The organism is Cellulosilyticum sp. I15G10I2, assembly GCF_900095725.1.
In the GTDB taxonomy this organism is placed as follows: Bacteria; Bacillota; Clostridia; order Lachnospirales; family Cellulosilyticaceae; genus FMMP01.
Window position 1 is genome coordinate 74,265 of sequence record NZ_FMMP01000017.1, and the last position, 25,990, is coordinate 100,254.

General features: G+C 35.8%; 18 protein-coding genes. 15 read left to right on the plus strand and 3 right to left on the minus strand.

Annotation, left to right across the window (positions count from 1 at the left end; translation table 11 throughout):
* The first annotated feature begins 27 nt into the window (after nt 1–27).
* The 7 genes from BN3326_RS16595 to BN3326_RS16625 all read left to right on the plus strand — a co-directional run bounded on the left by BN3326_RS16595 (nt 28) and on the right by BN3326_RS16625 (nt 9,028).
* Nucleotides 28–903 (plus strand): AraC family transcriptional regulator, encoded by an 876-nt coding sequence (locus BN3326_RS16595; RefSeq protein ID WP_070000378.1) that lies wholly within the window; start codon nt 28–30, stop codon nt 901–903.
* A gap of 327 nt (nt 904–1,230) precedes the next feature.
* Nucleotides 1,231–2,175, plus strand: a complete 945-nt coding sequence (locus BN3326_RS16600) for a dihydrodipicolinate synthase family protein (protein WP_070000379.1) — start codon at nt 1,231–1,233, stop codon at nt 2,173–2,175.
* Nucleotides 2,176–2,281: 106 nt separating this feature from the next.
* Nucleotides 2,282–3,325, plus strand: coding sequence for a TAXI family TRAP transporter solute-binding subunit (locus BN3326_RS16605; protein WP_070000380.1), 1,044 nt, complete (start codon nt 2,282–2,284; stop codon nt 3,323–3,325).
* The gene (locus BN3326_RS16610; RefSeq protein ID WP_070000381.1) at nt 3,318–5,198 is read left to right on the plus strand and encodes a TRAP transporter permease; all 1,881 of its coding nucleotides are present in this window, start codon (nt 3,318–3,320) and stop codon (nt 5,196–5,198) included. Before BN3326_RS16605 ends, BN3326_RS16610 begins: the two co-directional genes overlap by 8 nt.
* A 135-nt stretch (nt 5,199–5,333) precedes the next feature.
* A complete protein-coding gene (locus BN3326_RS16615; protein WP_070000382.1) occupies nt 5,334–6,332 on the plus strand; it encodes a LacI family DNA-binding transcriptional regulator in 999 nt (332 codons plus the stop codon).
* 263 nt (nt 6,333–6,595) lie between these two features.
* Nucleotides 6,596–7,894, plus strand: coding sequence for an Nramp family divalent metal transporter (locus BN3326_RS16620; protein ID WP_070000383.1), 1,299 nt, complete (start codon nt 6,596–6,598; stop codon nt 7,892–7,894).
* Nucleotides 7,895–8,029: 135 nt separating this feature from the next.
* Nucleotides 8,030–9,028, plus strand: a complete 999-nt coding sequence (locus tag BN3326_RS16625) for a LacI family DNA-binding transcriptional regulator (protein WP_070000384.1) — start codon at nt 8,030–8,032, stop codon at nt 9,026–9,028.
* 85 nt (nt 9,029–9,113) lie between these two features.
* On the opposite strand, the gene BN3326_RS16630 is transcribed toward BN3326_RS16625, so the two are convergent.
* On the minus strand, nt 9,114–10,715 hold the full coding sequence (locus BN3326_RS16630) for a response regulator (protein ID WP_070000385.1): 1,602 nt from the start codon (nt 10,713–10,715) through the stop codon (nt 9,114–9,116).
* The gene (locus BN3326_RS16635) at nt 10,712–12,478 is read right to left on the minus strand and encodes a sensor histidine kinase (protein ID WP_070000386.1); all 1,767 of its coding nucleotides are present in this window, start codon (nt 12,476–12,478) and stop codon (nt 10,712–10,714) included. Before BN3326_RS16635 ends, BN3326_RS16630 begins: the two co-directional genes overlap by 4 nt.
* A gap of 229 nt (nt 12,479–12,707) precedes the next feature.
* Between BN3326_RS16635 and BN3326_RS16640 the strand changes: the two genes are divergently transcribed.
* The 3 genes from BN3326_RS16640 (at nt 12,708) to BN3326_RS16650 (ending at nt 16,126) form a co-directional block, all read left to right on the plus strand.
* Nucleotides 12,708–14,045, plus strand: coding sequence for an extracellular solute-binding protein (locus tag BN3326_RS16640; protein ID WP_070000387.1), 1,338 nt, complete (start codon nt 12,708–12,710; stop codon nt 14,043–14,045).
* A gap of 345 nt (nt 14,046–14,390) precedes the next feature.
* Nucleotides 14,391–15,269, plus strand: a complete 879-nt coding sequence (locus tag BN3326_RS16645) for a carbohydrate ABC transporter permease (protein WP_070000388.1) — start codon at nt 14,391–14,393, stop codon at nt 15,267–15,269.
* Nucleotides 15,269–16,126 (plus strand): carbohydrate ABC transporter permease, encoded by an 858-nt coding sequence (locus tag BN3326_RS16650; protein ID WP_070000389.1) that lies wholly within the window; start codon nt 15,269–15,271, stop codon nt 16,124–16,126. The genes BN3326_RS16645 and BN3326_RS16650 overlap by 1 nt, the downstream gene beginning before the upstream one ends.
* Nucleotides 16,127–16,263: 137 nt before the next feature.
* On the opposite strand, the gene BN3326_RS16655 is transcribed toward BN3326_RS16650, so the two are convergent.
* Nucleotides 16,264–17,106 carry an AraC family transcriptional regulator gene (locus BN3326_RS16655; RefSeq protein ID WP_074463621.1) on the minus strand — a complete coding sequence of 281 codons (843 nt, stop codon included), beginning with the start codon at nt 17,104–17,106 and terminating at the stop codon, nt 16,264–16,266.
* A gap of 225 nt (nt 17,107–17,331) precedes the next feature.
* On the opposite strand from BN3326_RS16655, the gene BN3326_RS16660 reads away from it, so the two are divergent.
* The 5 genes from BN3326_RS16660 to BN3326_RS16680 all read left to right on the plus strand — a co-directional run bounded on the left by BN3326_RS16660 (nt 17,332) and on the right by BN3326_RS16680 (nt 25,986).
* The gene (locus BN3326_RS16660; protein ID WP_070000391.1) at nt 17,332–19,467 is read left to right on the plus strand and encodes a glycoside hydrolase family 3 C-terminal domain-containing protein; all 2,136 of its coding nucleotides are present in this window, start codon (nt 17,332–17,334) and stop codon (nt 19,465–19,467) included.
* Nucleotides 19,468–19,558: 91 nt separating this feature from the next.
* Complete coding sequence (locus BN3326_RS16665; protein WP_070000392.1) at nt 19,559–21,358, plus strand: sensor histidine kinase; 1,800 nt, start codon at nt 19,559–19,561, stop codon at nt 21,356–21,358.
* Between the two features lie 27 nt (nt 21,359–21,385).
* A complete protein-coding gene (locus BN3326_RS16670) occupies nt 21,386–22,993 on the plus strand; it encodes a response regulator transcription factor (RefSeq protein ID WP_070000393.1) in 1,608 nt (535 codons plus the stop codon).
* Nucleotides 22,994–23,195: 202 nt separating this feature from the next.
* Nucleotides 23,196–24,887 (plus strand): type 2 periplasmic-binding domain-containing protein, encoded by a 1,692-nt coding sequence (locus BN3326_RS16675; protein ID WP_070000394.1) that lies wholly within the window; start codon nt 23,196–23,198, stop codon nt 24,885–24,887.
* Between the two features lie 130 nt (nt 24,888–25,017).
* Entirely contained in the window at nt 25,018–25,986 is a 969-nt protein-coding gene (locus BN3326_RS16680; protein ID WP_070000395.1) for an ABC transporter permease, read from the plus strand.
* The last annotated feature ends 4 nt before the right edge of the window (nt 25,987–25,990 follow it).

Below are 25,990 nucleotides of genomic sequence, written 5' to 3' on the forward strand. Positions count from 1 at the left end.
TTATATAATAACATTGAAGGTGATCCTATGAATAAAAAACAAAAATATACAGCGCGTCAAATTATGTTAGAGGCAGAATATGAGGTTTTTCATTATAAAGATAAATACTTAAATCAAATACAGCTTCATCACCATGACTTTTATGAGATTTATTTATTTCTCGCCGGAGATGTTGATTATTTAATAGAAGGAAAAATATATAGATTGCTTCCAGGTGACATTGTAATTATTAATTCTAATGAGCTTCATCAACCCGTTTTTAAAGATAACTCTAAGCCTTATGAACGTATGGTTCTGTGGATAGATAAAGAATTTGTAAAAGTGCTTTCTACTTCAAAGACAAATCTTGCAAGCTGTTTTATGCCTGAAATAATAAAAGAACATAATGTAGCACGGCTCCCTATGGAGATCGTTCAAAGTATAAAACTAATATTTATAAAGTTGTTAAATTGTAAAGAGCAAGATCGTTTTGGGGGAGACATAGACTATAAAGCCTATATTACAGACCTTTTACTTATAATTAATAAAAGTTATTTGCAAAGAGATGATATCGCTTTACAAATGAAGGTAGATGTTAAAAATAATCATCTCATTCAAGCGGTAATGCGCTATATTGAAGAACACATAGAGGAAGAAATACCCTTGGATTATTTAGCAAGCCAATTTTACGTATCTAAATTTTATTTATCCAGAGAATTTAAAAAGCATACGGGAACCACTATTCATCGCTACATTATACAGAAAAAATTGATTACTGCTAAGGAATTAATTCTTCAAAATCTTCCTTTGATAGAAATTTATAAACTTATAGGTTTTGGAGATTATTGCAATTTTTTGAGAGCTTTTAAAAATGAATATGGGATTACTCCAAAAGAGTTTTATAAGTATATGATCAATAAATAAGGTTTTTAAAAATGACTTAAACATACTAAAATCCGTAGAAAGGGCAGCCTTCTACGGATTTTAGTATGTTTAAGTCATTTACTATTTTTATAAGAAAAAAATTGCATAACATATGTGCATAATTTCGAATATATGCAAAAAATTGCAGGAAGCTTTATTAATATTGATGATTAAATAGTAATGTGATATAAATATATTACACATACAAATGATTGCGCAAAGTAATTATTTGTACAATTTGCACAATATATGCGCAGTGTTGATGCAGGTTGTACGCACTCATTTTAACTATTAATTAATCATATGAATATAAAGGAGATTATAATTATGGCAAAAGTAAAAAACTTCAAAACTATTTTCCCTGCAATTTCAATTCCAATGTTTGATGACTATAGTATCAATGAACCATTACTTAGAAAATATGTGAAATGGTTGTCGACGTTTGATGAAATTGGTGGTCTGGTATGTAACGGACATACAGGTGAGATTACAGGACTTACTAGAGCAGAACGTAAAAGAGTAGTAGAAATTGTTGCAGATGAAGTTGGCGATGAGATGACCATCATTTCCGGTATCAACTGTGAAAATACAAGAGAATCTATAGAAATGGCAATAGAAGCAAAAGAAGCAGGTGCTGACGGCATTCTCCTCATGCCTCCTCATATGTGGCTGCGTTTTGGTATGAATCCTAATGCTCCATTTGAATATGTAAAAGACGTTGCAGAAGGTGCTGACATTGATATTATCATTCATTTATATCCAGCTACTTCAAAAGCTTTCTATCCAGTAGAAACTTTAGTAAAGATGTGTAAAGAAATTGATCATGTAAAATGTATCAAGATGGGAACTCGTGTAACAGCTCTTTATGAACATGATGTTCGCATACTACGCAGAGAATGCCCAGACATTTCTTTAATCACATGTCATGATGAAACATTAATGACTTCTTGGTATCCAGGAATGGACGGAGCACTTATCGGTTTTGCTGGCTGTGTTCCAGAAATAATCACAGAAGCTTGGAAAGCTGTAAAAGCTCAAGATTATGCAAAATGCCGCGAATATGCAGAAAAATTATATCCAATTTCTCAAGCGATCTATGGAGGTGGACAACCAAGTGGTGAAGCACACGCTCGTATGAAAGAAGCACTCGTACAAAGAGGTATATTCGAGAATGCCCTTATGCATCGTCCAGTTCTTCCACTAAGCCAAGAAGAAAAAGACTGGGTTAGAGCAGGACTTGAAAAAAGCGGCTGTAGTAAAGTGACACTGTAATATAAATTTAGCAAGATGCCATTTGCTGATCTACATATATAGTAGGGTAGAGGGCATCTTTTTTCCAATAATAGTGCAATGTGATTTATGAGAAGGGGGTAATTGTATGAAAAAAATATTGAGTGTACTTTTGTCTTTATTATTGTCTAGTTCTGTGTTAACAGCCTGTGGAGGAGCTAACACAAATAGTGGGTCAACAAAGAGTGCTGAGGTGGTAGAAAATAGTGCTAATGCTACAGATAACAGTGAAAAAAGCTATACAAAACCTAAGTTCTTAACTATTGGGACAGCTGGTACAGGCGGGGCGTATTATCCAATTGGGATTACAATGGCTCAAATTATTAATGATAATCTGGGTATTGATACTACTGCACAGGTAACGGGAGGAGCTACTGAGAACAACTCCCTTATCCAAGAGGGAACAGCTGACTTAGCTATTACACAGGCATCTTTAGCCTATGCTGCTGTTAATGGCAAAGATCCTTATAGTAATAAACTATCTTCTGTTCAAGCTATTATGACAGGCTTATCTAAAGGTATTTTTCATGTTGTAACCTTAAAGTCTTCTGGAATTAACTCTATTGCGGATTTGAAAGGTAAAACGGTGGTTTTAGGACCGGCTGGCGGTGCAGCTATTACTATGGCAAATGAGGTATTCGCTGAATACGGATTTTCAATAAATGATGTTACAGCAAGTTACGTTACCTATTCAGATGGTATGACGGCGTTGACAGATGGTACTGCGCATGCAGTTGTGGTTCAATCGGCGGCACCTGCATCGGCTATTTTGGAACTTGCAGCAACTAACGCGAAAAATATGGTGATTCTTTCACCTGAAAAGGATAAAATAGACAATATATTAAAAAATTACCCTTATTATCAAGCAATTACAATCCCAGCAGATGTGTATGGAACTGATTCGGATATTCAGACTATTTATGTGTCAAATATGGTAGTTTGTAGTGCGGATTTACCCACAGAGCTTGTATATGACATCACTAAGACATTCTTTGAAAATTTGGATCAACTTAAAGAATCGAATCCGGCTGCTAAAGCATTAACTTTAGAAGGAGCGGCTATTGGTTGTCCTATTGACATTCATCCAGGTGCGCTTATGTACTATAAGGAAGTGGGGGTAATTAATGATTAAATCACATCTAGCAAAACTTCCGGAATACTATGTTAAAGTAGCTTATATTTTATGTTCGTGTATATTTTTGTATTTTGCCTCATTTGGGTCAACATCAGTAATGGCACAACGTTCTTTGTTATTAACATTGCTGGTACCAACAGTCTATATTATGAAGCCTCTAAAAATTAAAGACCAAACATATTTTTGGACAAGGGCAATAGACTTGATTCTTGCTATAAGTCTAATTATAGGTGGAATATATATTATGGCTATTTGGAACGATCGCGTTTTAAAGACTGGCCCGGCGCCAGCGATGGATGTTGTTATGGGTACAATTATGATCGTTTTAGTACTTATTGCAGCACAGCGAACAACGGGTAAAATTCTTAGTATTATTTCTGCTGTTTTTGTTCTTTATACTGTAGCAGGTCCATACATGCCGGGATTTTTGGCACACCGGGGTGAAACATGGAAAAGAGTTGTTACATTTATGTATGTTTCTACTGAAGGCATTTTTGGTACGCCAGTTGGTATTGCGGCTACATTTATAATGGTTTTTATTGTATTTGGATCTTTTTTAGCATCTTTTGGAGTAGGACAATGGTTTGTTGATTTTGCCTACATAGTCACTGGGAGGTATCGGGGAGGTCCGGCAAAAACTGCAATTGTTGCCAGTGGTTTAATGGGAATGATTTCAGGCAGTTCGGCAGCGAATGTTGTGACTACTGGTTCTTTTACGATTCCGCTTATGAAAAGAACTGGGTATAAAGATTATGAAGCCGCAGCTGTAGAGGCTGTTGCGTCAAGTGGAGGTATGTTTACGCCGCCAATTATGGGAGCAGGAGCATTTATCATGGCAGATTATGTAGGTCTTCCGTATGTTGTTATAGCAAGGGCTGCTATTATTCCTGCTCTTTTGTACTATCTTTCAGTCATGCTTTCGGTTGACAGTATTGCTGTACAATCAGGATTAAAAGGCTTAGCGAAGTCAGAGCTGCCTCCGATAGCTGCTGTAGTTGGCAGAAAAATGCTTAATGCCATTCCTATTTTGGTCTTAATTGGACTTATATCCATTGGATTTAGTGCAACTAAGGCAGCGGTTTACTGTATTGTATCAATCCTTGCCATTGCATGTACACAAAAAGAGAATAGACCGACACTTAAAAATATATTAACTGCTTTGTATGATGGTTCAGCAGGAGCAGTTGCAATTGTGGCAACTTGTGCATGTGCAGGATTAATTGTTGGTGTTTTATCAATGACTGGTTTAGGTGCAAAGCTTTCTTATCAGCTTATCAGTATAGCTGGGGGAAACCTATATATAGGTACACTATTAGTTGCGATCATTGCAATTATTCTGGGGTGTGGCATGCCACCTACGGCGGTATATATCATTTTAGCTTCTGTTCTTGCACCGCCGCTTGTTGAGATGGGTGCTATAACACTAGCGGCTCATATGTTTATTTTCATATTCTCATGTTTAGGAGCCATTACGCCGCCAGTTGCACTGACAGCTTATACAGCAGCAGCAATTGCAGGCGCTGATCCTAATAAAACAGGATTTAGAGCGTTTAGATTCGGTATTGTAGCTTATATTGTTCCATTTATATTCATTACATCTCCGTCTTTACTCCTCAATGGAGATGATACGGTTATAAGTACTATAGTAGCCTGTACAACAGCCATCATAGGCGTATTCTGTTTAGTTGCAGCTTCAGAGGGATGTCTTTTTGTAAAGATCAATACTATTCAGCGTATATTGTTTGGGGTTGCAGCTTTAATGATGATTGTTGCGGGGACAATTACTGATGTGATTGGCGTCAGTGCAATTGTGATTGCAATTATAGTTGGTATTATAGCTAAGAAAAACATAGCGCTCAGTCAATCCTAAAATATTGAAGCGGCTATTTAGTTATGGTAAGCATTTATAGGCCTTTGAATGGGTAAGTACCGTTTGGAGGTCTATTTATAATACCCTGGATACGCTGTAGAACAAATGATAGCATAAAATGAGGAGGTTGTAAGAATGGCTAATTTAAAGGATGTCGCCAAGCTGGCACGGGTGGATGTCAGTACTGTTTCAAGAGCACTTAATAATACCTCCTATGTTCACTCAGAGACGAAGAAGAAAATATATGCCGCTGTGGAACAGCTCGGTTATAAACCTAATTTGATTGCCAAAGGTTTGCGGCAAGGAAAAAGACATACTTTAGGCGTAGTGGTTCCTGGCATTAACTTTTCTATTTTTGGAGAAATTGTACAAGGCATCGAAATGGAGGCGCGTAAGCTGGGGTATGGGGTGATGATCTGCAATACAAAAGATCATCCAGAGGCAGAGGAAGAATGTCTAAACAGGCTGCGTAATGGACTAGTGGATGGGATTATTATTGCATCTACAGGACAGAATGCACAACTTTTGAGAGATATTATGAGCAGCGGTATTGCTATTATGCAGATGGTCAGAAAACAAGATAAGACAATAGGGAGTGTTGTGGCAGATTATTATGCCTGTGGCTATGAAGCGGTCAAATATCTTGCAAAGAAAGGGTGCCGCAACATAGGGCTCATCAATGGTTCTATGAACATTATACCGTATAAAGAGAGATACAAAGGCTATCATAAGGCAATGAAAGAACATGAGCTGGAAGAGCATGTGGCTGACTCAGCTTGGTCTAAGGGAAATTATTTTAAGGGTGGATATGACGCAACTGTTCAGTTGTTAAAGGAAGCTCCTGCCCTCGATGCCATTATTGTGGCAGTAGATATGCAGGGAATTGGAGCTATTCGTGCTTTGGCGGAAAGGCAAATAGCAATACCCGAGAAAGTAAAAGTTATTAGTCTTACGGGGCATTCTATTGGCAGTGTGCTAGAGACTGCAATGACTTCTATGGAGATGCCGGCCTGGCAAATGGGTGAACAGGTTACGAAGATGATTATTGAAAGTATTGAAGCGGAGCCAGAAAACAAGCCGAGCTTAAGGCATATGGTGTTTGAAGCTTCTTTAATAGAAAGAGAAACAACATAACGTCTTGCTTAAAGCATTATGCTGAATCCTCAAGAGATTTTTATTAAGTCTATTTTATGATATTATAATATAGATTTCACATCTTTAAATTTTAGTTATTCACGATAATATGTGATGTGAAATCATTCTGAGAAACAACATTATAGTGATGAATAACTCAAGTTTATATGTTGTTTCTCTATATTATGATCAAAAGGATATCTTTGGTTTATAGAGCTAAATAGTAGGTAATGCATCTTGTTTTAAATAAGAGGAGTATGAGAATGGTTAAAAATGCAAATAAAGCTTCGCAGGAAGTTTTTGATCAAAGTAAGATAGAATGCCTTCCATTTAAAGCTTTATTAAAGAGAATTGGGCCAGGAATTGTCTTGACAGGCGTAGTCATTGGGCCTGGTGCCATAACAACGGCATCAATACTCGGTTCACAATATGGTTATTCCTTGATATGGCTGCTTATACCAATAACTTTTATAGGAATCACCTTTATGCTGAGTACGTACCGTATTTCTCTGCTTACAGGAATGCCGGCTCTTCATGCCATTAAGCATTATTTTGGTAAGGCTGCAGCGGGGTTTGTGGGAAGTGCTACCTTCCTTGCTTGTATGTTTTTTACTGTGGGGAACATATCTGGAACGGGTGCTGGCATGAATCTAATATTTGGGGTGAATTGGAAGTTAGGCGCACTTGTTATGATCTGTGTCATGATTTATTGCTATTTTTCTAAAGGTGTTTATTCGAAAGTAGAAAAAGGCATTGCACTATGTATCCTAGGGATGATTTGTGCTTTCTATGCAACACTTATTGGCACAGGAGGACCTGTATGGGGAAAAATGGGAAGTGGACTGACACGGTGGGGATTTCCTGAAGGAAGTCTTGCGACAGCACTAGCATTTATTAGTACGAATGCTTCCCTGACAACGGGTATTTATGGCACCTATTTAGGGACAGAGAAGAAATGGAAGAAAGAAGATATGTTCAATGGTGTTATGAAAGCTGATGCGATTGCACATGTGATGGGTGTTATCCTAATCAGCGGAGCCATCGTAGTAGTAGGTGCGATTGTACTCTATCCTGCAGGGGCTGCAGTTAAATCTCCATCACAGCTGGTTGAAATGCTGATACCTATAATGGGGAGTGCAGCAAAGTATATCATGGGGATTGCTCTTTTGGGAGCTGGATTTTCTTCTTTGCTCGGAAATACACAAAGAGGCGTGGTACTGCTGTGTGCAGGATTTGATAAAGAGACAGCACTAGAATCTAAGAATGTTCGCTGGGGTTCTATGATTGTACTTGCGATTGCAGCGCTCATCTGTTTCAACTACGGCGGTTCACCGGTACAGCTCATCTACTTTGCGAATGTGGCAACTGCGATAGCAACTCCAGCAGCAGGACTATTCATTACAATAATGATTTGGAAAAAGGATGTGAATAAAGGTCTGAAACAACCGAGGGCTCTGCAGATCTGCATGACAATTAGCTATATATTCTGCCTAGGGATTACCGTTTCAGCCTTAGTTAATACCCTACCTAAGTTTATAGAATCTCTGCTTGCATTGTCTTAATTTCTGATAGGTCCCTTTATTGCTATCAAGCGATGAGGGGATCCTTGTATAATATAAAAGTTTGAATTTAGGATGAAAATATGCTATAACTGAGATAAAAGAACAAACGATTGCACAAAGCGGGGAGTTGTAAATATGGCTACTTTAAAGGATGTTGCAAATCTGGCATGTGTGGATGTCAGTACTGTTTCAAGAGCACTTAATAATACCTCCTATGTTCATCCAGATACGAAGAAAAAAATATATGCGGCAGTAGAACAGCTTAGTTATAAGCCGAATCTCATAGCAAAAGGTTTACGCCAGGGAAAACGGCACACTTTAGGGATAGTGGTTCCAAGCATTAATCTTTCTATTTTTGGAGAAATTGTACAAGGTATTGAAATGGAAGCACGTAAACTGGGATATGGGGTTATGATATGTAATATAAAAGATGATCCAGATGCAGAGGAAGAATGTCTAAACAGGCTGCGTAATGGACTGGTAGATGGGATTATTATTGCATCTACAGGACAAAACGCACGACTTTTAAGAGATATTATGAGCAGCGGTATTGCTGTTATGCAGATGGTCAGAAAACAAGATAAGACAATCGGGAGTGTCGTGGCAGACTATTATGCCTGTGGCTATGAAGCGGTAAAATATCTTGCAAAGAAAGACTGTAGACGTATCGGGCTTATTAATGGTTCTATGGATATTATACCGTATAAAGAGAGATACAAAGGGTACCACAAAGCTATGAAACAGTATGGACTGGAGGAACATGTGGCAGGATCTTCTTGGCCTAAGGGGAATTATTTTAAAGATGGATATGATGGGGCTATGCAGCTGCTAGAAGAAGTTACGGATTTGGATGCTATTATTGCCGCAGCAGATATGCAGGGAATTGGTGCTATTCGTGCCTTAAAAGAGCGTCAGATAGTAATTCCTAAAAAAGTAAAAGTTATAAGTCTTACAGGCCACTCGATTGGTGGTATGCTCGAGACGGCCATGACTTCTATGGAGATGCCGGGACGAGAAATGGGCGAGCAGGTTACAAAGATGATTGTTGAAAACATTGAGGCGGAACCAGAAAACAAGCCTTGCCTAAGGCATGTGGTATTTGAAGCGTCCTTGGTGGAAAGGGAAACAACATAACATTGAGAATTTGTAGTAGAAATTGAAACTAAATAAATTAACGAAATAAACAGGAGAAATTCAACAATTCCTCCTGTTTATTTCGTTAGCTAAGCTGAGTTTTGAATTCCTGCAGGCTTACACCAGTCACCTTCCTAAAGCATTTTATAAAATAATTGGGATCGGGAATACCAACCATTTGTGCCAGTTGATATGCCTTGTAGTTTGTAAGCTGAAGGAGATTAATGGCTTTTTGAACCCTCAGTTCTACTAGATACTCAGTAAAAGATTTATGGGTTGCCTTTTTGAAGATACGGCTTAAATAACTGGGATTAATAAAAAAAACTTTTGCAAGGCTAGTTAAAGATAGATCTTCATCACTGTAATGTTCTTCGAGATAATGGATAATTTGTGAGATGGTATCATTAAGCCGATTACCGTTTTCGTTATACATCAGCTGACAAAACTCAGAAATAGTATTTATTACGTATTTTTCAATATCAGTATACAATTTAACACTTATCAAATGGCTATACGATAAATCATTAAAATTTAAGGAGGTTGCTGATACGCCTGTATGAATCAACGCCTCTTTTACCTGAGTTAAAATACTAATTGCTTGATATTTGATGGCACTTAAATCCGTAAGGCTATCTTGCAGCGAATCATGCAGCAGCTCACAAGCAGCTTCAGATGCCTGTGTGGATAACCCAGATTTAACAAGTAAAATCAAATGATCTAATGGATTATCAGATGATCTATTGTAATGGGTATTTAGATTCTCAAAATTATGATTATAAACAATTTCTTCATCTAAAATATAACAGAGTTTAAGTGCATTTTTTGCATACTGATAAGAATAGGCAATCTCACCAGTGTGTGTGGCAACAGTGCCTATCCCACAATATACGGTTGTACTAAGGTTAGATTTCAAATAAGCGGTAATACGTTCACTAAGTTCAGGCAGATAAGTATTTTTTTCGCTGCAAATGACTACAATTTGATGATGAGCATCTAAAAAGGCGTAGAGGTTTTCAATCATAGTAAAGGTTTCTTCGATATAAATGATACAGTTATGAAGAATACGACGTCTTTTGGCATCTGTATATTTATTATTATCAAATAGCACTTTAATGACAGCAAGTTGTACGGGATAAGCCTCTTGGTTTAACAAAGCTTTGGTGACTTCTAAATGATTAAATAAATCCATGTCTGAAAGATTGCCGTTAATGAGTCCATATAAAAACTTATTTCTAAGTTCTAGTGTATTGTCTTTAATATATTTAAAAGAAATTTCCTGTTGGATAAGTTTTTGTCTTTTTTCTACTATTTTATCTGAAAGTTTTTTTAAAGTAGTTGTGATAATATCAGCATCTATGGGTTTTAAAATAAAGTCGGAAACGCCGATAGAGACTGCTTGCTGTGCATAAGTAAATTGTTCATGGGCAGTGATAATAACTACACTAATATCTATATAATGCTCCATGATTTGCTTGCTGAGTGTAATGCCGTCCATATAGGGCATCTCAATATCTGTAAGAACAATATCGGGTTTAACTTCTTCTATAATATTTAGAGCCTCTATACCGCTAGTAGCATCAGCTATAACCTCCATATCAAGAGATTCCCAGTCGATACATAATCTAAGAAGATTTCGGGTATTTTGTTCATCATCAACTAATAACACTTTTAATCGTTTGTGAGTCATTCGATTTCCTCCTTAACTGGTATTTTGAGAGTGACGGTAGAGCCTTTAAACCGCTCACTTGTTACCTCATATATATCATTAGTTCCGTAATGTATCTTAAGACGGGCGATCGTCCCGCGTAAGCCGAAGCTCATAAGATTTTCTTCTAAATATTCGCTTTGTATATGTTGGATTTCTTCAGGAGACATACCAAGACCGTCATCTTCTACTGTAATGTAAAGCGTATTCTTTATCAAGTTGGAAGTTATGAGAATATTACCAGGTTCACCACTGGGTTTAATTCCATGATAAATACAATTTTCTACAAGCGGCTGAAGCGAGTTTTTGAGAATAGGTATTTTTAGAGTATCTTCGGCTAAAGCATAGCTATCATTAAAAAGTGTACCATATCTGAGCTTTTGTAAAGTGAGATAGTTTTTGATCATTGTTACTTCTGCCTCGAGGGTGATAAGTTCATTTCCTTTATTAAGGCTGAATTTATAAAACTGACCTAATGCATTAATAGCACTATAGACGTCTTTATTGTTTCTGGAAAGTGCTAAATAGGCAATGCTGTCAAGGGTATTGTAAAGAAAGTGTGGTTTAATCTGTTCGTTGAGTATATCCAGCTCAAACTTTCTTTTTTGCTTTTCTGTATCGACTTCTCGGATAATCATCTTTTCTATCTCTTTAACCATTAAGTTGTAAGTGTTTTTAAGTTCGCCCAGTTCATCGTTTCCTGTTAAAATATTGACCCGCTTAAACCGTCCTTGTTTGACGCCCTCCATAGCAGCAATCAGCTTATTAATAGGAGAGATCGCAAAGTTTGCAGCAAAGAAAGAGGCTGAAAGAAAGATAGTAATGGTACAGACGAGTAATATTACTAAGATGAAACTAAGCGTATTGATGGTTCCGTTCATTGTATCTAGAGGGGTATAACTTATAATTTTCCAGTTATACTTAGGGATTTCGGAAGAAAGTATAAAAAATTTTGCACCATCTATTTTTTCTACTATGCCACTAAAGTAACTATTTATGGTACGGGGTAAATTAATAGGGGTGCTGTCTTTGTCCTTGATAATGGGCTCGTCATTGGCATCAAGAAGAACAAAGGAAGTGCCATATTTAAGTTTAGTTTCTTCGATAATAGGTGAAAAGAAGTCCTGAGAGATATTGATGACTAAGAGTCCTATAGGAACTAGTTTTTCAACATCATACAGTATACGTATCATAGAGATATTATTTTTTCCTGTATTAGGGATAAGAGTCCCGCCAGCATTAATATTAATAAGATATTTCCCTTCAAGCGCTAAGACTTCTTCATACCAAGGCGCAAATCTAATGTTGTCAACCAGTGAAAAAGTCACGGATCTAGAGGCATTTACATTTGCACCACTAAAACGATAGACAAAGATAGAATCGATAAAAGGAAATGTCACATAGAGCTGCGTAAGTGTTTGATAAACAGGTCTGCGATAAGCCAGACTGTTGTCGTAGCTAGTTAAATACTTGCGCACATTTGAATCAGATATAATAAGTTTTGATACGTTATTAATTGTTTCGATGTTAGAGTCAATATTAGATTTCATAAGATCTATGGACTGATAAGCACTTTGATGCAGTTGTTTGGTCCTTTGCGTATCCAGGACTTGAACATATAAAATACTAGTTATAATAACATAACCTATCATAAAAGCTGTAAAAATAAGTATAATTTTTGTTTTGATAGAAGCATCCATAAATTTTTGTTTGATTCTATTAATAAGCACATTATAAGTAAACATAGCTTCTCCTAAAAATATCCCATTTGTTTATATAAGGGGGATTTACAGTTATAATAGTTAAAAAGAAATAATTATACTATTATATCATAGTTATAAATGATAAAAAATAAAAGAGTAAAACTTTTAAAAGTAAAAAATATGCACAAAATAGGTCATAGGATTACATTTAATTAATGTAATAAGTACAATATAATGAGACTATCTTAAACAAATAAGAGGAGGAACTATCATGAAATTAAAAGGGGTTAAGTTTCTATCTGCAATACTTGGACTTAGTATGCTTGCAGGAACTATGGGATGTGCATCTGCACCTAAACAGCAAGAAGCAGGTGGACAAAGTACTCAAAGTGAAAAAAATAATACGAATACAGCAGGTGATTCGAAAGAACCAGTGACACTTAATTTTTGGCACATCTGGGGAGCAGAAACAGATGCTTCTTATGCAGCGGTTAAAAAAGTTATTGCTGATTTTGAAGCTGAGTATCCACAAATCAAAATAAAAGAAGATACAACAGAAAATGAAGCTTATAAAACAAAAATTAAAGCATCAGCAGCAGCAAATGAACTTCCAGATCTTTTCTCAACATGGGGAGGCGGATTTTCAAAACCATTTATTGAAGCCAACAGAGTGCTTGCTATTGATGAATATTTAAATGATGGTACAAAAGACAGACTAGTAGGCGGAGCACTTGCTAATGTTACATATAATGATAAGGTTTATGGCATGACATTTGGACTTGCATGCGGCGCATTATTTGTAAATAAAGAACTCTTTGAACAAAATAACATTAAAATTCCAGAGACTTATACAGAACTTATTGAAGCTGTAAAAGCTTTTAAAGCGTTAGGTATTACACCTATGAGTGTTTCTGGTAAAGATGTATGGACAATTGCAATGTATTTTGATGCAATGGCATTAAAAGCAGCAGGTAATGATAAAGTGGTAAGTACACTTACAAAACAAGGAAGCTTTAAAGATCCAGAATTTCTAAGTGCTGCTTCTAAATTTGCTGAACTTGTATCTCTAGGTGCATTTCCAGATGGTGCTGCAGGCCTTTCAAAGGATGAATCAGATCTTCCTTTCCTAGAAGGAAAAATTCCAATGCTCTTTAATGGAAGCTGGACTGCGGGAACTGTTTATAGAGAAGATTCTCAAATTAAAGATAAAGTTATTCCAATTGGATTCCCAGTATTTGAAGATGGTAAAGGTAATAAAAACCAGTTTACTGGCGGTGCTGTTGATGCAATCATGGTCAACGCCAATACAAAATACAAAGAAGAAGCAGTACTTTTCCAAAAATATTTCACAGAAAACATGGCACGTGAAGGCTATCTAGCAGGCGCTTATCTTCCAGCATGGAAAGTAGATGTAGATGAAACCAATATCAATCCAGTGACGGTTGAACTTGCAAAGCTTATAAGTGATGCAGAAGGCTTTACACTATGGTGGGATACACTTTTAGAAGGTCAAGATACACAAGTTTATCTTAACACACTTCAAGAATTATTATTAGGGGCTGTAACGCCAGAGCAATTTGTGGATAAGCTTCAAACGATGTATGAATAAAGGTTAGAATTTTAGTATTCTCCAGTTGCTCACCTACGTATTTTTAAAAATCTAAGCACTTTCTTCAAATGAACGGTCGAAACTCGCTGCGCTCAAACAGTCTCCCTAAAGACCATTTGAATAAACTGCTAAGATTTTCTTAACAAAATACTCCAGAGGCAACTTCCGAATGCTAAAATCCCCTTGCTAAGGGACAAAATATTTAAGAGCATTAGCTCTACTTCGTTAGAGTTAGTAAGATTAGAATGGATTAATCGAAAAAGAAATATTAACGACCACTATATGTAAAGTAAAAGTGGTCGTTAATATATTAAAGATAAGACTAGAATGTGAAGGGGTGGATTTATGGAGCGTGTGTGGAGAGATAAGAAGGCAATAGCATTTTTCCTTTTTCCTTCGTTTGCTATACTAGCATTAATTATTATAGTGCCGATTGTTATGTCGTCTTATTATAGTTTGCTCAAGTGGGATGGATTTGGAAAAGGTGATTTTATAGGACTCAAGAATTATATTAAGTTGTTTAGTGATCCGGCATTTTTAATGTCAGTGAGAAATTCATTGATATTTGCTGCTACATCTGTTTTTATTCAGCTGCCAATTTCTTTATTGCTGGCGCTTGTTATATCAAAAGGTGTGAAATATGAGAGATTTTTCGTAACTGTATTTTTTATACCAGTTATTATTTCTACTGTTGTTATCGGGCAGCTTTGGATGAAGATTTATAATCCTGAATATGGGCTTTTGAATATGTTTTTAAGGGCAGTTGGCCTAAGCAATCTTACAAGAGAATGGCTGGGAAGCACGGATACAGCACTCATGGCCAGTGTAGTACCTGTTTTGTGGCAGTACATAGGGTATCACATGTTGCTGATGTATGCAGGGATTAAATCTATACCAGGTGATGTTTTTGAGGCAGCCAAAATAGATGGTGCTTCGTGGTTTAAAACTTCAGCCTTTATTACCATTCCTATGTTAAAACCTATTCTAAAAGTGTCTTTAACCTTTGCAGTAGTAGGAGCGCTTAAGGTGTTTGATCTTGTTTTTGTATTAACAAGAGGGGGTCCGGCCCGTGCGAGTGAGGTAACCAGTACGCTTATGGTCGAAACCATCTTTAAAAGTAATAGTTATGGTTATGGCAGTGCCATGGCAGTATTTGTTATTGTAGAATGTTTTGTTCTGTATTTATTGATTGGAAAACTCTTTAAAACGGATGAGGTGGCATAATGAAAGATAATAAAAATAATTTAATAACATCTCATAAAAAATATAGTTCAGGGTTGATGTACCTATTTCTCTTTATTTGGGCAGGTATTCAAATATTTCCTATTTATTGGCTTGTTACCTTTTCACTAAAAAGTAATAGTGAGATATTTGGAGGAAATGCGCTAGGACTTCCTAAGGAGTGGCTGTGGGGGAATTATGCTAAAGCCCTTGTGAATGGTAAAGTAGGTTTGTATTTTATGAACAGTATTATTGTGACAGGAGCTACAATTCTTATTACAGTAGTTGTCTCTCTTATGGCGACATATGCACTGACAAGAATGATTTTTAGACTCAAGAAACCAATGAATGCTTTTTATATGCTAGGACTGACAGTACCTATTCACTCAGCATTACTTCCTGTTTTCATTATGTTAAGAAGTATGAAGCTTGTTAATTCTTATGCAGCACTTATACTACCTTATGTTGCATTTGCTATTCCGATGGCAGTGATGATCTTTACTGGATTTATGTCGTCTATTCCTAAAGAACTTGAAGAATCTGCTTGTCTGGATGGGTGTAATGTATATGGTGTCTTTTTTAAGATTATCACACCCCTTATGAAACCAGCTGTTGCGACAGTAGCGATCTTTACGTTTTTACAAGCGTGGAATGAACTTATGTTTGCAGTAGTCTTTATTAGTGATACAAAATATAAAACACTGACAGTAGGGATACAATCTCTGGCAGGCCAATATACTATTGATTGGGGCGCAATAGGAGCAGGGCTTGTTGTTGCGACGATCCCAACACTTATAGTTTATATCTTTATGAGTAAGAAGGTGCAAGACAGTCTTATTGCAGGAGCTATTAAGGGTTAGGATATCAACAGATAGAAAAGGGTGAGGTAGAGTTTTTGGAGCTCCCACCTACCAACGGCCTATCCCGAGTCGCTCCAAAAACTCCACCTCACCCTTCCAACTATTTAAGCTATACAGGATAGAGGGGAGTTCTTGGTTTAGGACTTTCTTAGATCAGAAGGCGTACAATGCCTTAGGGCTTTGTAAGTACGATTGAAGTTGCGAATACTATTAAAGCCGCATTCGAGGGCTATATCTATAATGGGCGTTGTGCTGTTTAGGAGCATTTCTTCAGCTTTGGAGATTCTTATATTATTTAAATAGGCAATAAAACTCATGCCGCATAAATTTTTAAAAAGTATTGAAAACTGAGATGTGCCGAGATCTGCGAGGCGGGCCGCATCAGAAAGGGTTAGGTTGTCTTTGTAATTATGATTGATATAATTTATAACATCCTGCATTTTTTTGATAATCAAATAACGCTTAGTACGGCTGTCGGACTGGGCGATTCTTGGGATATGCCTTAGCAAAAGTGCATGGGCTTCGAGCAGCTTACTTTTTACAAATATCTGATAACAGGGATTTTTTTTCCGCAATTCCTCTGATATTTCAAGCAGTAAGCTGCCCATTTTTTTAGAGATATCGATAGTTAGGTTAAGACTACTCATCAGTGTATGATCTAAAAAAGAAGCAATGAATCTAGAGTTTTCCGGCCACGCAATAGAAGAGTCAATAAAATCTGTGCTAAAAACAATTAGAATAGCCTGACAGTTAAGGTCTTCACTATCATAAAAATGAACATCTCCGCTGCAGCAAATACCCAGTTCACCGGATGTGAGTATTTTGGTCTGAGAATTGATGCTCATTCTGAGTTCACCTTCATAAACGTAGACGAGTTCAATATCTTTGTGCCAGTGGGCCAAAAAGCTAAAACGGCTAAACTCAGAAATAAGTATGGGAAGTTCACTCGAATAGACGGGTATTTCGTAATATGCACTCACTAGGTCACCTCGGATTTTTAATATTTATACCCATTGCATATCACAAGCTTTTCTTGTGATACTGCCTCAAATGAAAAGTTGAAAGTGTTTTTTCAACCTTCATTTAAATTATAATCAAAATCGTAAGATCCGTCCATTATTTATTAAAAACTGCGAGCAGTGATAAGAGAAACTTGCTATGATGACAATAAAGATTAAAACGAGATGAAAGGTAAGGAGAAGAAAATGGAAAACCGACCAAGCTACTTAGATGTTAACTTAACACCGGAAGAAAGAGCAAAAGATTTAGTAAGCCGCATGACTTTAGAAGAAAAGGCTTCTCAACTTAAATATGATGCACCTGCTGTAAAGAGATTGGGTGTTCCTTATTATAATTGGTGGAATGAGGCCCTGCATGGGGTTGCAAGAGCTGGGACAGCTACAGTATTTCCACAGGCGATAGGGCTTGCAGCGATGTTTGATGATGCATTTCTAGGACAAATAGCAGATATTATCGCTACAGAAGGCCGTGCTAAATATAATGAACAGACAAAAAATGAAGATAGGGATATTTACAAAGGCATTACTTTTTGGTCTCCTAATATAAATATTTTTAGAGATCCAAGATGGGGAAGAGGTCATGAAACATATGGGGAAGATCCCTACCTTACTACAAGGCTTGGGGTAGCTTTTGTAAAAGGGCTGCAAGGAGATGGAGCGTATCTTAAAGGGGCAGCTTGTGCAAAGCATTTTGCAGTGCATAGTGGACCAGAAGGCGAAAGACATAGCTTTAATGCTATCGTATCTGATAAAGATCTATGGGAAACTTATCTGCCAGCATTTGAAGCCCTTGTTAAAGAAGCAGATGTTGAGTCTGTAATGGGCGCTTATAATGCGGTAGGCGGAGAGCCTTGCTGCGGCAGTAAGACTTTACTTAAAGATATATTAAGAGATAAATGGGCGTTTAAAGGCCATGTCGTATCAGACTGCTGGGCGATAAGAGATTTCCATACCAACCATATGGTAACTAGTACAGCGCCAGAGTCAGCGGCTTTAGCTCTTAAAAATGGCTGTGATCTTAACTGCGGTAATACGTACCTGCATATGCTGCAAGCGTACGAACAAGGTCTTGTGACAGAAGAAGATATTACAACAAGCTGTGAAAGACTGATGACAACCAGAATTAAGCTGGGGATGTTTGATACGACTGAGTATGATACCATTCCTTATGAACTCAATGATTGCAAGCTGCATCATGAGGCAGCACTTGAAGCAGCTAGAAAGTCTGTGGTTTTGCTTAAAAATGACGGCGTACTGCCACTTAACAAAGATAAACTTAAAAATATAGCTGTGATTGGGCCAAATGCCAACAGCCGCGCAATTTTAAAAGCTAACTACTGTGGCACTGCTTCTAAATATATTACTTTATTAGAAGGTATTCAAGATGCGGCAGGTGAGGATGTAAGAGTATTTTATTCTGAAGGCTGCCACTTATATAAAGACCGTGTAGAGCCTCTCGCTTTTCCAAATGATCGTATAAGTGAAGCTGTATCTATTGCAAGGCTCTCTGATGTCGTTGTTTTATGTCTTGGACTGGATGCAGATTTAGAAGGAGAAGAGGGAGATACTGGTAATAGTTATGCTGCGGGAGACAAGCCAGATTTAAAACTTCCTGGACTTCAACAAAAACTTTTAGAAAAAGTAACCGAGGTTGGCAAACCTGTTATTGTACTTTTAAGTACAGGAAGTGCCATGGCTGTTGACTATGCAGATGAGAACTGCAGTGCAGTGCTTCAGACTTGGTATCCAGGCGCCTTAGGGGGACAAGCGGTAGCCCAATTATTGTTTGGGAAATATTCGCCATCAGGTAAGTTACCCGTTACTTTCTATAGAGAAACAGATGTACTGCCGGATTTCACAGACTATTCTATGAAGAATAGAACTTATAGATATATAGAAAATGAACCGTTGTATCCTTTTGGCTATGGACTTACTTATGGAGATGTCAACCTTACAGATTTAAAACTAGACCAAGATGAAATAAGAGCTGGAGAAGGCCTAAAAGGGACTGTGGTCATAAGCAACGAATCAGATGGAGAAATTGAAGAAGTTATACAGGTATATGTTAAAATAAAAGGTACTGAGTATGAAGTTTTAAATCATAGACTATGTGATTTTAAACGTGTAAATCTTCAAAAGGGTGAGAAGAAAGCGATTGAGATAGATATAAAATCAGATAGCTTTAAGGTTATAGATAATAAAGGCAATAAAATTTTTGATGGCAATGAGGCAATAGTATATGTTGGAATCAGTGGACCTGATACAAGAAGCCAGGCACTGACTCAGAAAGAAGTGTTGACTAAAAAGGTATTAATTAAATAAGAAGGTAAAAGGAACCTCTTGCTAAAGAAAAATCTTTGCAAGGGGCTGCTTTTATTTATCTATTTTGGTGATTATAAAAGGGGTGAAAGAAATGCTTGGTCAGATTGGGAAAAACGTAAATTTGCAGTTATTGGATAATTTCAAGATTCGCAATAAACTCATTATGATTTATGTTTTTTGTGTGGTTATCCCAGTGTTATTAAGTAACTATGCCATGTATTCTTTTATCAGAGAAACAGCTATTAAAGAACAAAGAAGTATGCTTGAAAATATGCTTGAACGTTTAGAATATAATTTTACTGAAAAAATTAATTCTTGTGTATCCATCTCAAATTATCTTTATACAGATAGAGCGCTAAATCAATTTATTAAAAATACATATGCAACGCCTATAGAATATTATCATGAATATAATAAACTTATGCAGGATAATGTTATTCGATATTATTATACGGCTCAGTCGGTATACAATATCGAAATTTATACGGACAACCCTGGGATGATCAATGGGGGGAACTTTTTTCAGGTTAAAGATGTGGTAAATGAACAGTGGTATAAAGATTTTTTAGAGTCTGGAAAAGATATTTTTGTTTATTCTTACTACAACGAAGGAAAGCGACATTTATCTTTTTTAGGACCAGCAAGAACAATTAGTATTATTAGAACACTTGATAATATTAATAAAGGTGGACACAAACGTCTATTGAAAATAGATATGGATTATAACGGTTTTTTAAATGATGTATTAAATGAAAAAGAGAATAAGACAATTTATATATGTGACGACAGGCATGTTTTGCTAAGCAGCGAAGATGTGGAAGCTGGTCAAATGGATTTTTTAGATAAGAGCGAAATAGCATTAAAGGAGGTGACTATTGAAAAACAGTATAATGCTATTTCAGATCAATGGACTATTTATGTAACAACTAACAAAAGCAATCTTATGAATCAATTGGCAGATAAACAGATGATGTGGTTTATTATCGTAATATGTAACTTTATATTACCTACATTTATCATTATTATTATCAATCGTTCCTTTAGTCATAGAATTGATTTAACAGAAGAGCATCTTAGAAAAGTTGAAAAAGGAGAGTTTGAACGTATTAATTGCTATGAGGGAAAAGATGAAATAGGAAATTTAATTAGAAGCTATAATCTTATGGTAGTAAAAATCAAAGAATTAATCGAGGTCGTGTTTAAACGAAATTCAGAAAAGCAAGCACTAGAAATATCCAAAAAGCACGCAGAACTTAATGCGCTACAGAGTCAGGTTAATCCTCATTTTTTATTTAATACACTAGAGAGCATTCGCATGAGATGTTTGATTAAACATGAAATGGAAACAAGCGATATCATTGGAGAATTAGCTATGCTTATGCGCAGAACAATTGAATGGGGAAAGGACTTTGTTGCTATTGATGAAGAAATGAGATTTGTTGAATCCTATTTAAGTATACAAAAATATAGATTTGGAGAGCGCCTAGCATTTTCTTTTTATGTAAAAGAAGAGTGTAAGGCTATTAGAATTCCTAAATTTAGCATTATTACGTTTGTTGAAAATGCTTGTATCCATGGTATTGAAAGAAAAACAGAAAATGGATCTATTACTGTTGTGATTACAGATGATGAGAAAAAACTTCTCATAGAAATAATGGATAACGGCAGCGGGATGAGTGGAGAGCAGCTAGAGGAAATAAGAAAAAAGTTTAGAAATGCTTCCGTTGATATGTTAAATGAAGCAGGTGGCATTGGCATGCTAAATGCATATATCAGACTAAAGATGTATTATCTGGATGAAGTCCTGTGTGAAATAGAGAGCGAGGAGGGGAAGGGGACTTATATCTTTTTAGAAATACCTATCAGGTATAATGAGAACTTATTGGAGTAACAAACTAGAGAGAGAAGGGGGAGGCATATGATTAAGGTATTAATTGTGGACGATGAGCCCTTTATTCGTCAAGGGCTTAAAATTTTAATTGACTGGGGAAGTTATGGTTATGAGATTACAGCAGAGGCAGTAAATGGTAAAGAAGCAATAAATATATTAAAAAGCCATAGGATAGACCTAGTTATTACTGATATTAAAATGCCGGAGATGAATGGACTGGAATTCATAGGATATGTGCGCCAACATATTTCCCCAAATATGAGGTTTATTGTATTAAGTGGATACTATGAATTTAATTATGCTAAACGTGCTATTCAATATAAGGTAACAGATTATATTTTAAAGCCTATTCAGAAAGAGGAACTTATCAATATTTTAGTTAGAGTAAGAGATGATTTTGAAGTATGCAAACAAGAAGAAAAGGATAAAAAGGTTCAAAATAGAATAGTATACGATAGAAATCTAATGAATGTGATATATGGTAACTATGAGCAAAAAAATCTTGACTATGTGAAACGTTATATAAGTGATTCAAAAGAAATGTGTTACATTAGTTTTGAAATAGATGAAACAGATAATACATTTGGAGACCTTGAGATAGAGGAAAAAATAAATATACAGAAGTCTTATTTTGAGCACCTTCTAGGGATACTTCAGGAATGCCCCAATAACATCATATATGGGGTTGGAAAAAGTGAGGGGTTATTTGATATTGGCTTTGTTTTTCTAAAAGAATTTGCTGAAAAAAGAAATATGAATGATCGCAGTTATATTTCTGATCTTTATGAACAAATGAAAGAGATAAATACTTATGTTTTAAATGTTTTTATAGGGCATTATGTAGAGAAGATTGAAAAATTATCAGATTCCTATAGGTCCATTGCTATAGCCCGTTCTTTTCATAATTTTTCCGATAAAAAACAGAATATAGCATATTGGGATGAAGTAGCCTACAGGAAAGCTAACCAACTAGGAGTAGGAAAGAAATTAATTGAGAAATTAATTCTACATGTAAAAAACAATGAGGTGGAACTCATAGAAATAAGTGTAGACAAAATATATAAAGAATTACAAGAAAAACTTATTGAGCCAAGGCTTATTAGCACCAATATTTACTATCTCTTATACTGTTTGATTGATTTAGCTAAAGAGCTAGACTCTGAAGGGAATCAACGAGAAATACTTCAGTATCTAGGAGAAGAGGCTTTTGATAAATTGGCAGTAGGAGGAAGTGCTGGTCATTTCAAAAGGTTTGCGGTAGAGTATTCCAATTATTTAGAACAACTTCGTATAAATGCTTCAAAGGGTGGGCTACTAGTAAAAATTGAAAAAGATATTGCAGAACATTATATGGAAAATATAAGTTTGAAATCCTTAGGAGATAAGTATTATATTAACAGTGTATACCTTGGACAGCTCTTTAAAAAAGAATATGAGATACCCTTTAAAGATTATCTAAATAAACTGCGTATTCAAAAGGCTATAGAATTGTTAGAAACAACAGATGAGCGCATCTATACCATTGCCGCTCAAGTAGGGTATAATAACCCGGATTATTTTATTAATAAATTTGTACAGTTAAATGAGATTACACCCCATCAATATCGCATAAAAAATAAAAAACATAAAACATAAAAAACATAAAACATAAAAAACATAAAAAACTTTAGATTATATAAGTTTTATGTGTTTTTTTATTTAGTTTATTGGGATGAAGTTTTTGTGCATATTTATTATAATAAGTTTAAGTTATAAAAATAATTTGTGCAGAGTTACAAAGCTCTGGGTCGGCCGAACCTCATTATTTTTGTAAATAGAGAAATTATAGGGGGTAAAAATGAAAATTTATAAAAAAGTTCTAGGCATAGTAATAACTATAGTTCTTTTGTCAACAGTGATAGTGGGATGTGGAAAAGATACAGTTGAAACTAATAATAATAATAATGCAAAGTCAAATACAGCAGAAGGACAGATAAAAACATTTACAGCTTTTATGGCAGTGCCAGGAATTGAAATACCAGAAGATAACCGTATGATGAATAGAATTGCTGAAAAAATAGGGGCAAAAGCTGATGTAAAGTTTTTAACTGGTCAAACAGCAGCTGAAAGAATAGGAGTTATGATAGCTGGGGGTGAATACCCTGATTTTATTGATGGATCAGATGGGACCCCACAGCTTGTTGATGCAGGAGCGTTAATTCCTTTAGAAGATCATTTAGATAATTATCCTAACTTAAAGAACTTTTACTCAGAAGAAGAATGGAATAGAATAAAAAAAGAAGATGGACATATCTATTACATACCTCAATTTGGAAACATCCAAGGAAAGAATGTACAAATAGATCATAACGATGAAGCCTTTTGGATTCAAAAAAGAGTACTTAAATGGGCAGGGTTTCCAACAATTAAAACAGTAGATGAGTATTTTGATTTGATTCAAAGCTACCTTGCAGCTAATCCAACTGCTGATGATGGACAAAAAAACATAGGATTTGAATCTTTAAGTGACGACTGGAGATATTTCTGTATAGAAAATCCTCCAATGTTTTTAGCAGGTTATCCAAATGATGGTGCTGCAATTGTAGACCCAGTAACCCTTGAAGCAAAAGTATACGACAGAATACCAGAAGCAAAAATTTACTTTGAAAAATTAAACGACATGTACAATAAGGGTGTTGTTGACCCAGAAGCATTTACTTTATCTTACGATCAATATATGGCAAAACTCTCATCAGGAAGAGTAGTGGGGATGGTAGATCAGTATTGGAACTTTAGAGATGCTGATCAGGCATTAAAAACACAAAACCTTGATGATAGAACCTATGTACCTCTGGGTCTAGTGCTTGAAGAAGGTACAGAACCTAAATACTTTGGACCACCAGCATTTAATACTGGAGGAGGTCTTGGTATAACTGTAAGCTGTAAAGATGTTGAGGGCGCACTTAAGTTTTTAAATGATTTATTAGATCCAGAAGTTATGACTATGAGATACTGGGGAGATAAAGACGTAGATTATTTTGTGGATGCAGATGGCTTATTCTATAGAAATGAAGAGCAAAGAGAAAACTTTAGAAATCAAGATTTCTTAAATAAAAATGATTGCCCATACGACTGGTTCCCTCATTATGAAGGAATGAGCGCAGATGGTATAAATGCTATTAAACCTAAAGAACAACCAGGTGAATTCTACGCAACGCTTAGAGACATAGACAGAGAAATTCTAGACGCTTACGGCTATGATAGATGGACAGATTTCTTACCACAAATGGAAGAAAACAGCCCATGGTATCCTTTATGGTCAGCTAGAAACACATGGACAGCTGATACACCTTATGGTATCGCATGGAAGAAGATGGACGATGTAAAACATGAATGGCTTCCAAAAGTTGTTATGGCTTCAAAAGCAGACTTCGAAAAAACTTGGGATCAGTATATGAAAACTTATGAATCAGAAATAGATTATAAAGCATATGAGGCAGAATTAACTGCTGAAGTAGCAAGAAGAGTTGCACTAGCTAAGGGTAAATAGAAATGTATAATTTTATATTGACAAATAAGTAGTTGAGATCATTTGAGAGGGTGTTTTACAAGTCTTTTGTTAAAGCTTATAAAACACCCTTTATCAAATGAAGTGAATTTGAATAGAAAGGACTATAACGATGAATGTTGCTAGTATAAAGCGTAAAAATATAAAAAAAACTGGGCAGCTTGCAAAGAAAGAAAATATTTGGGAACAAATGGGTAGACAAAAAGAATTAATTTTAATGAGCATACCCTTTGTGGTTTATGCACTTATTTTCTATTATTCGCCTCTTATTGGATGGGTCATGGCTTTTCAAAACTTTAAGCCTGCCAAGGGTTTTTTTGAACAAAAATGGGTCGGATTTAATCATTTTGTATTTATGTTCTCAGATAAAACCTTTTTAACTGTCATTCGCAATACTTTAGCGATGAGTATTATTATTCTAGTTTTAGGATTTATTTTTTCTATAGGCTTTGCATTACTGCTTAATGAAGTAAGACAAATAAAAGTCAAAAAATTTATTCAAACAGTATCCTATTTACCACACTTTTTATCATGGATTATTGTTACAGGAATTGTACTCGATGCTCTTTCAACAGAAACAGGTATTATTAACCACCTTCTTATGTATTTTAATATCATACAATCTCCGATTAACTTTTTGGCTGACCCTAAGTATTTCTGGGGAATCGTTGGTTTATCTAACGTTTGGAAAAGCACTGGGTGGGGAAGCATTATCTATCTAGCAGCTATAACTGCAATCAGCCCAGATTTATATGAAGCGGCTTCCATTGATGGAGCTAATAGATTGCAAAAGATTAGGCATATTACTTTGCCAAGCCTTAAGCCTACTATTTTCATTTTACTTATTATCAATATGGGTAACGTGCTTAATGCTGGATTTGAAGTTCAGTATTTATTAGGAAATGGTTTAGTCCAAAGCGTATCTCAAACCATTGATATTTTTGTTCTCAAGTATGGTATAGGACTCACTAACTATTCTTTGGCAACAGCAGCAGGTATTTTCAGAAGCGTAATAAGTATTATTTTGATAGTCATAGCCAATTATGCAGCAAAAGCAGCTGGCGAAGAGCGATTGTTTTAGGGAG

Bases quoted from the DNA above. Each gene is read 5' to 3' on its own strand.
- BN3326_RS16670 (WP_070000393.1), top strand. From the start codon at position 21,386: ATGATTAAGGTATTAATTGTGGACGATGAGCCCTTTATTCGTCAAGGG.
- BN3326_RS16635 (WP_070000386.1), bottom strand. From the start codon at position 12,478: ATGTTTACTTATAATGTGCTTATTAATAGAATCAAACAAAAATTTATG.
- BN3326_RS16625 (WP_070000384.1), top strand. From the start codon at position 8,030: ATGGCTACTTTAAAGGATGTTGCAAATCTGGCATGTGTGGATGTCAGT.
- BN3326_RS16680 (WP_070000395.1), top strand. From the start codon at position 25,018: ATGAATGTTGCTAGTATAAAGCGTAAAAATATAAAAAAAACTGGGCAG.
- BN3326_RS16650 (WP_070000389.1), top strand. From the start codon at position 15,269: ATGAAAGATAATAAAAATAATTTAATAACATCTCATAAAAAATATAGT.
- BN3326_RS16645 (WP_070000388.1), top strand. From the start codon at position 14,391: ATGGAGCGTGTGTGGAGAGATAAGAAGGCAATAGCATTTTTCCTTTTT.
- BN3326_RS16600 (WP_070000379.1), top strand. From the start codon at position 1,231: ATGGCAAAAGTAAAAAACTTCAAAACTATTTTCCCTGCAATTTCAATT.
- BN3326_RS16630 (WP_070000385.1), bottom strand. From the start codon at position 10,715: ATGACTCACAAACGATTAAAAGTGTTATTAGTTGATGATGAACAAAAT.
- BN3326_RS16665 (WP_070000392.1), top strand. From the start codon at position 19,559: ATGCTTGGTCAGATTGGGAAAAACGTAAATTTGCAGTTATTGGATAAT.
- BN3326_RS16610 (WP_070000381.1), top strand. From the start codon at position 3,318: ATGATTAAATCACATCTAGCAAAACTTCCGGAATACTATGTTAAAGTA.
- BN3326_RS16660 (WP_070000391.1), top strand. From the start codon at position 17,332: ATGGAAAACCGACCAAGCTACTTAGATGTTAACTTAACACCGGAAGAA.
- BN3326_RS16595 (WP_070000378.1), top strand. From the start codon at position 28: ATGAATAAAAAACAAAAATATACAGCGCGTCAAATTATGTTAGAGGCA.
- BN3326_RS16605 (WP_070000380.1), top strand. From the start codon at position 2,282: ATGAAAAAAATATTGAGTGTACTTTTGTCTTTATTATTGTCTAGTTCT.
- BN3326_RS16620 (WP_070000383.1), top strand. From the start codon at position 6,596: ATGGTTAAAAATGCAAATAAAGCTTCGCAGGAAGTTTTTGATCAAAGT.
- BN3326_RS16675 (WP_070000394.1), top strand. From the start codon at position 23,196: ATGAAAATTTATAAAAAAGTTCTAGGCATAGTAATAACTATAGTTCTT.
- BN3326_RS16615 (WP_070000382.1), top strand. From the start codon at position 5,334: ATGGCTAATTTAAAGGATGTCGCCAAGCTGGCACGGGTGGATGTCAGT.
- BN3326_RS16640 (WP_070000387.1), top strand. From the start codon at position 12,708: ATGAAATTAAAAGGGGTTAAGTTTCTATCTGCAATACTTGGACTTAGT.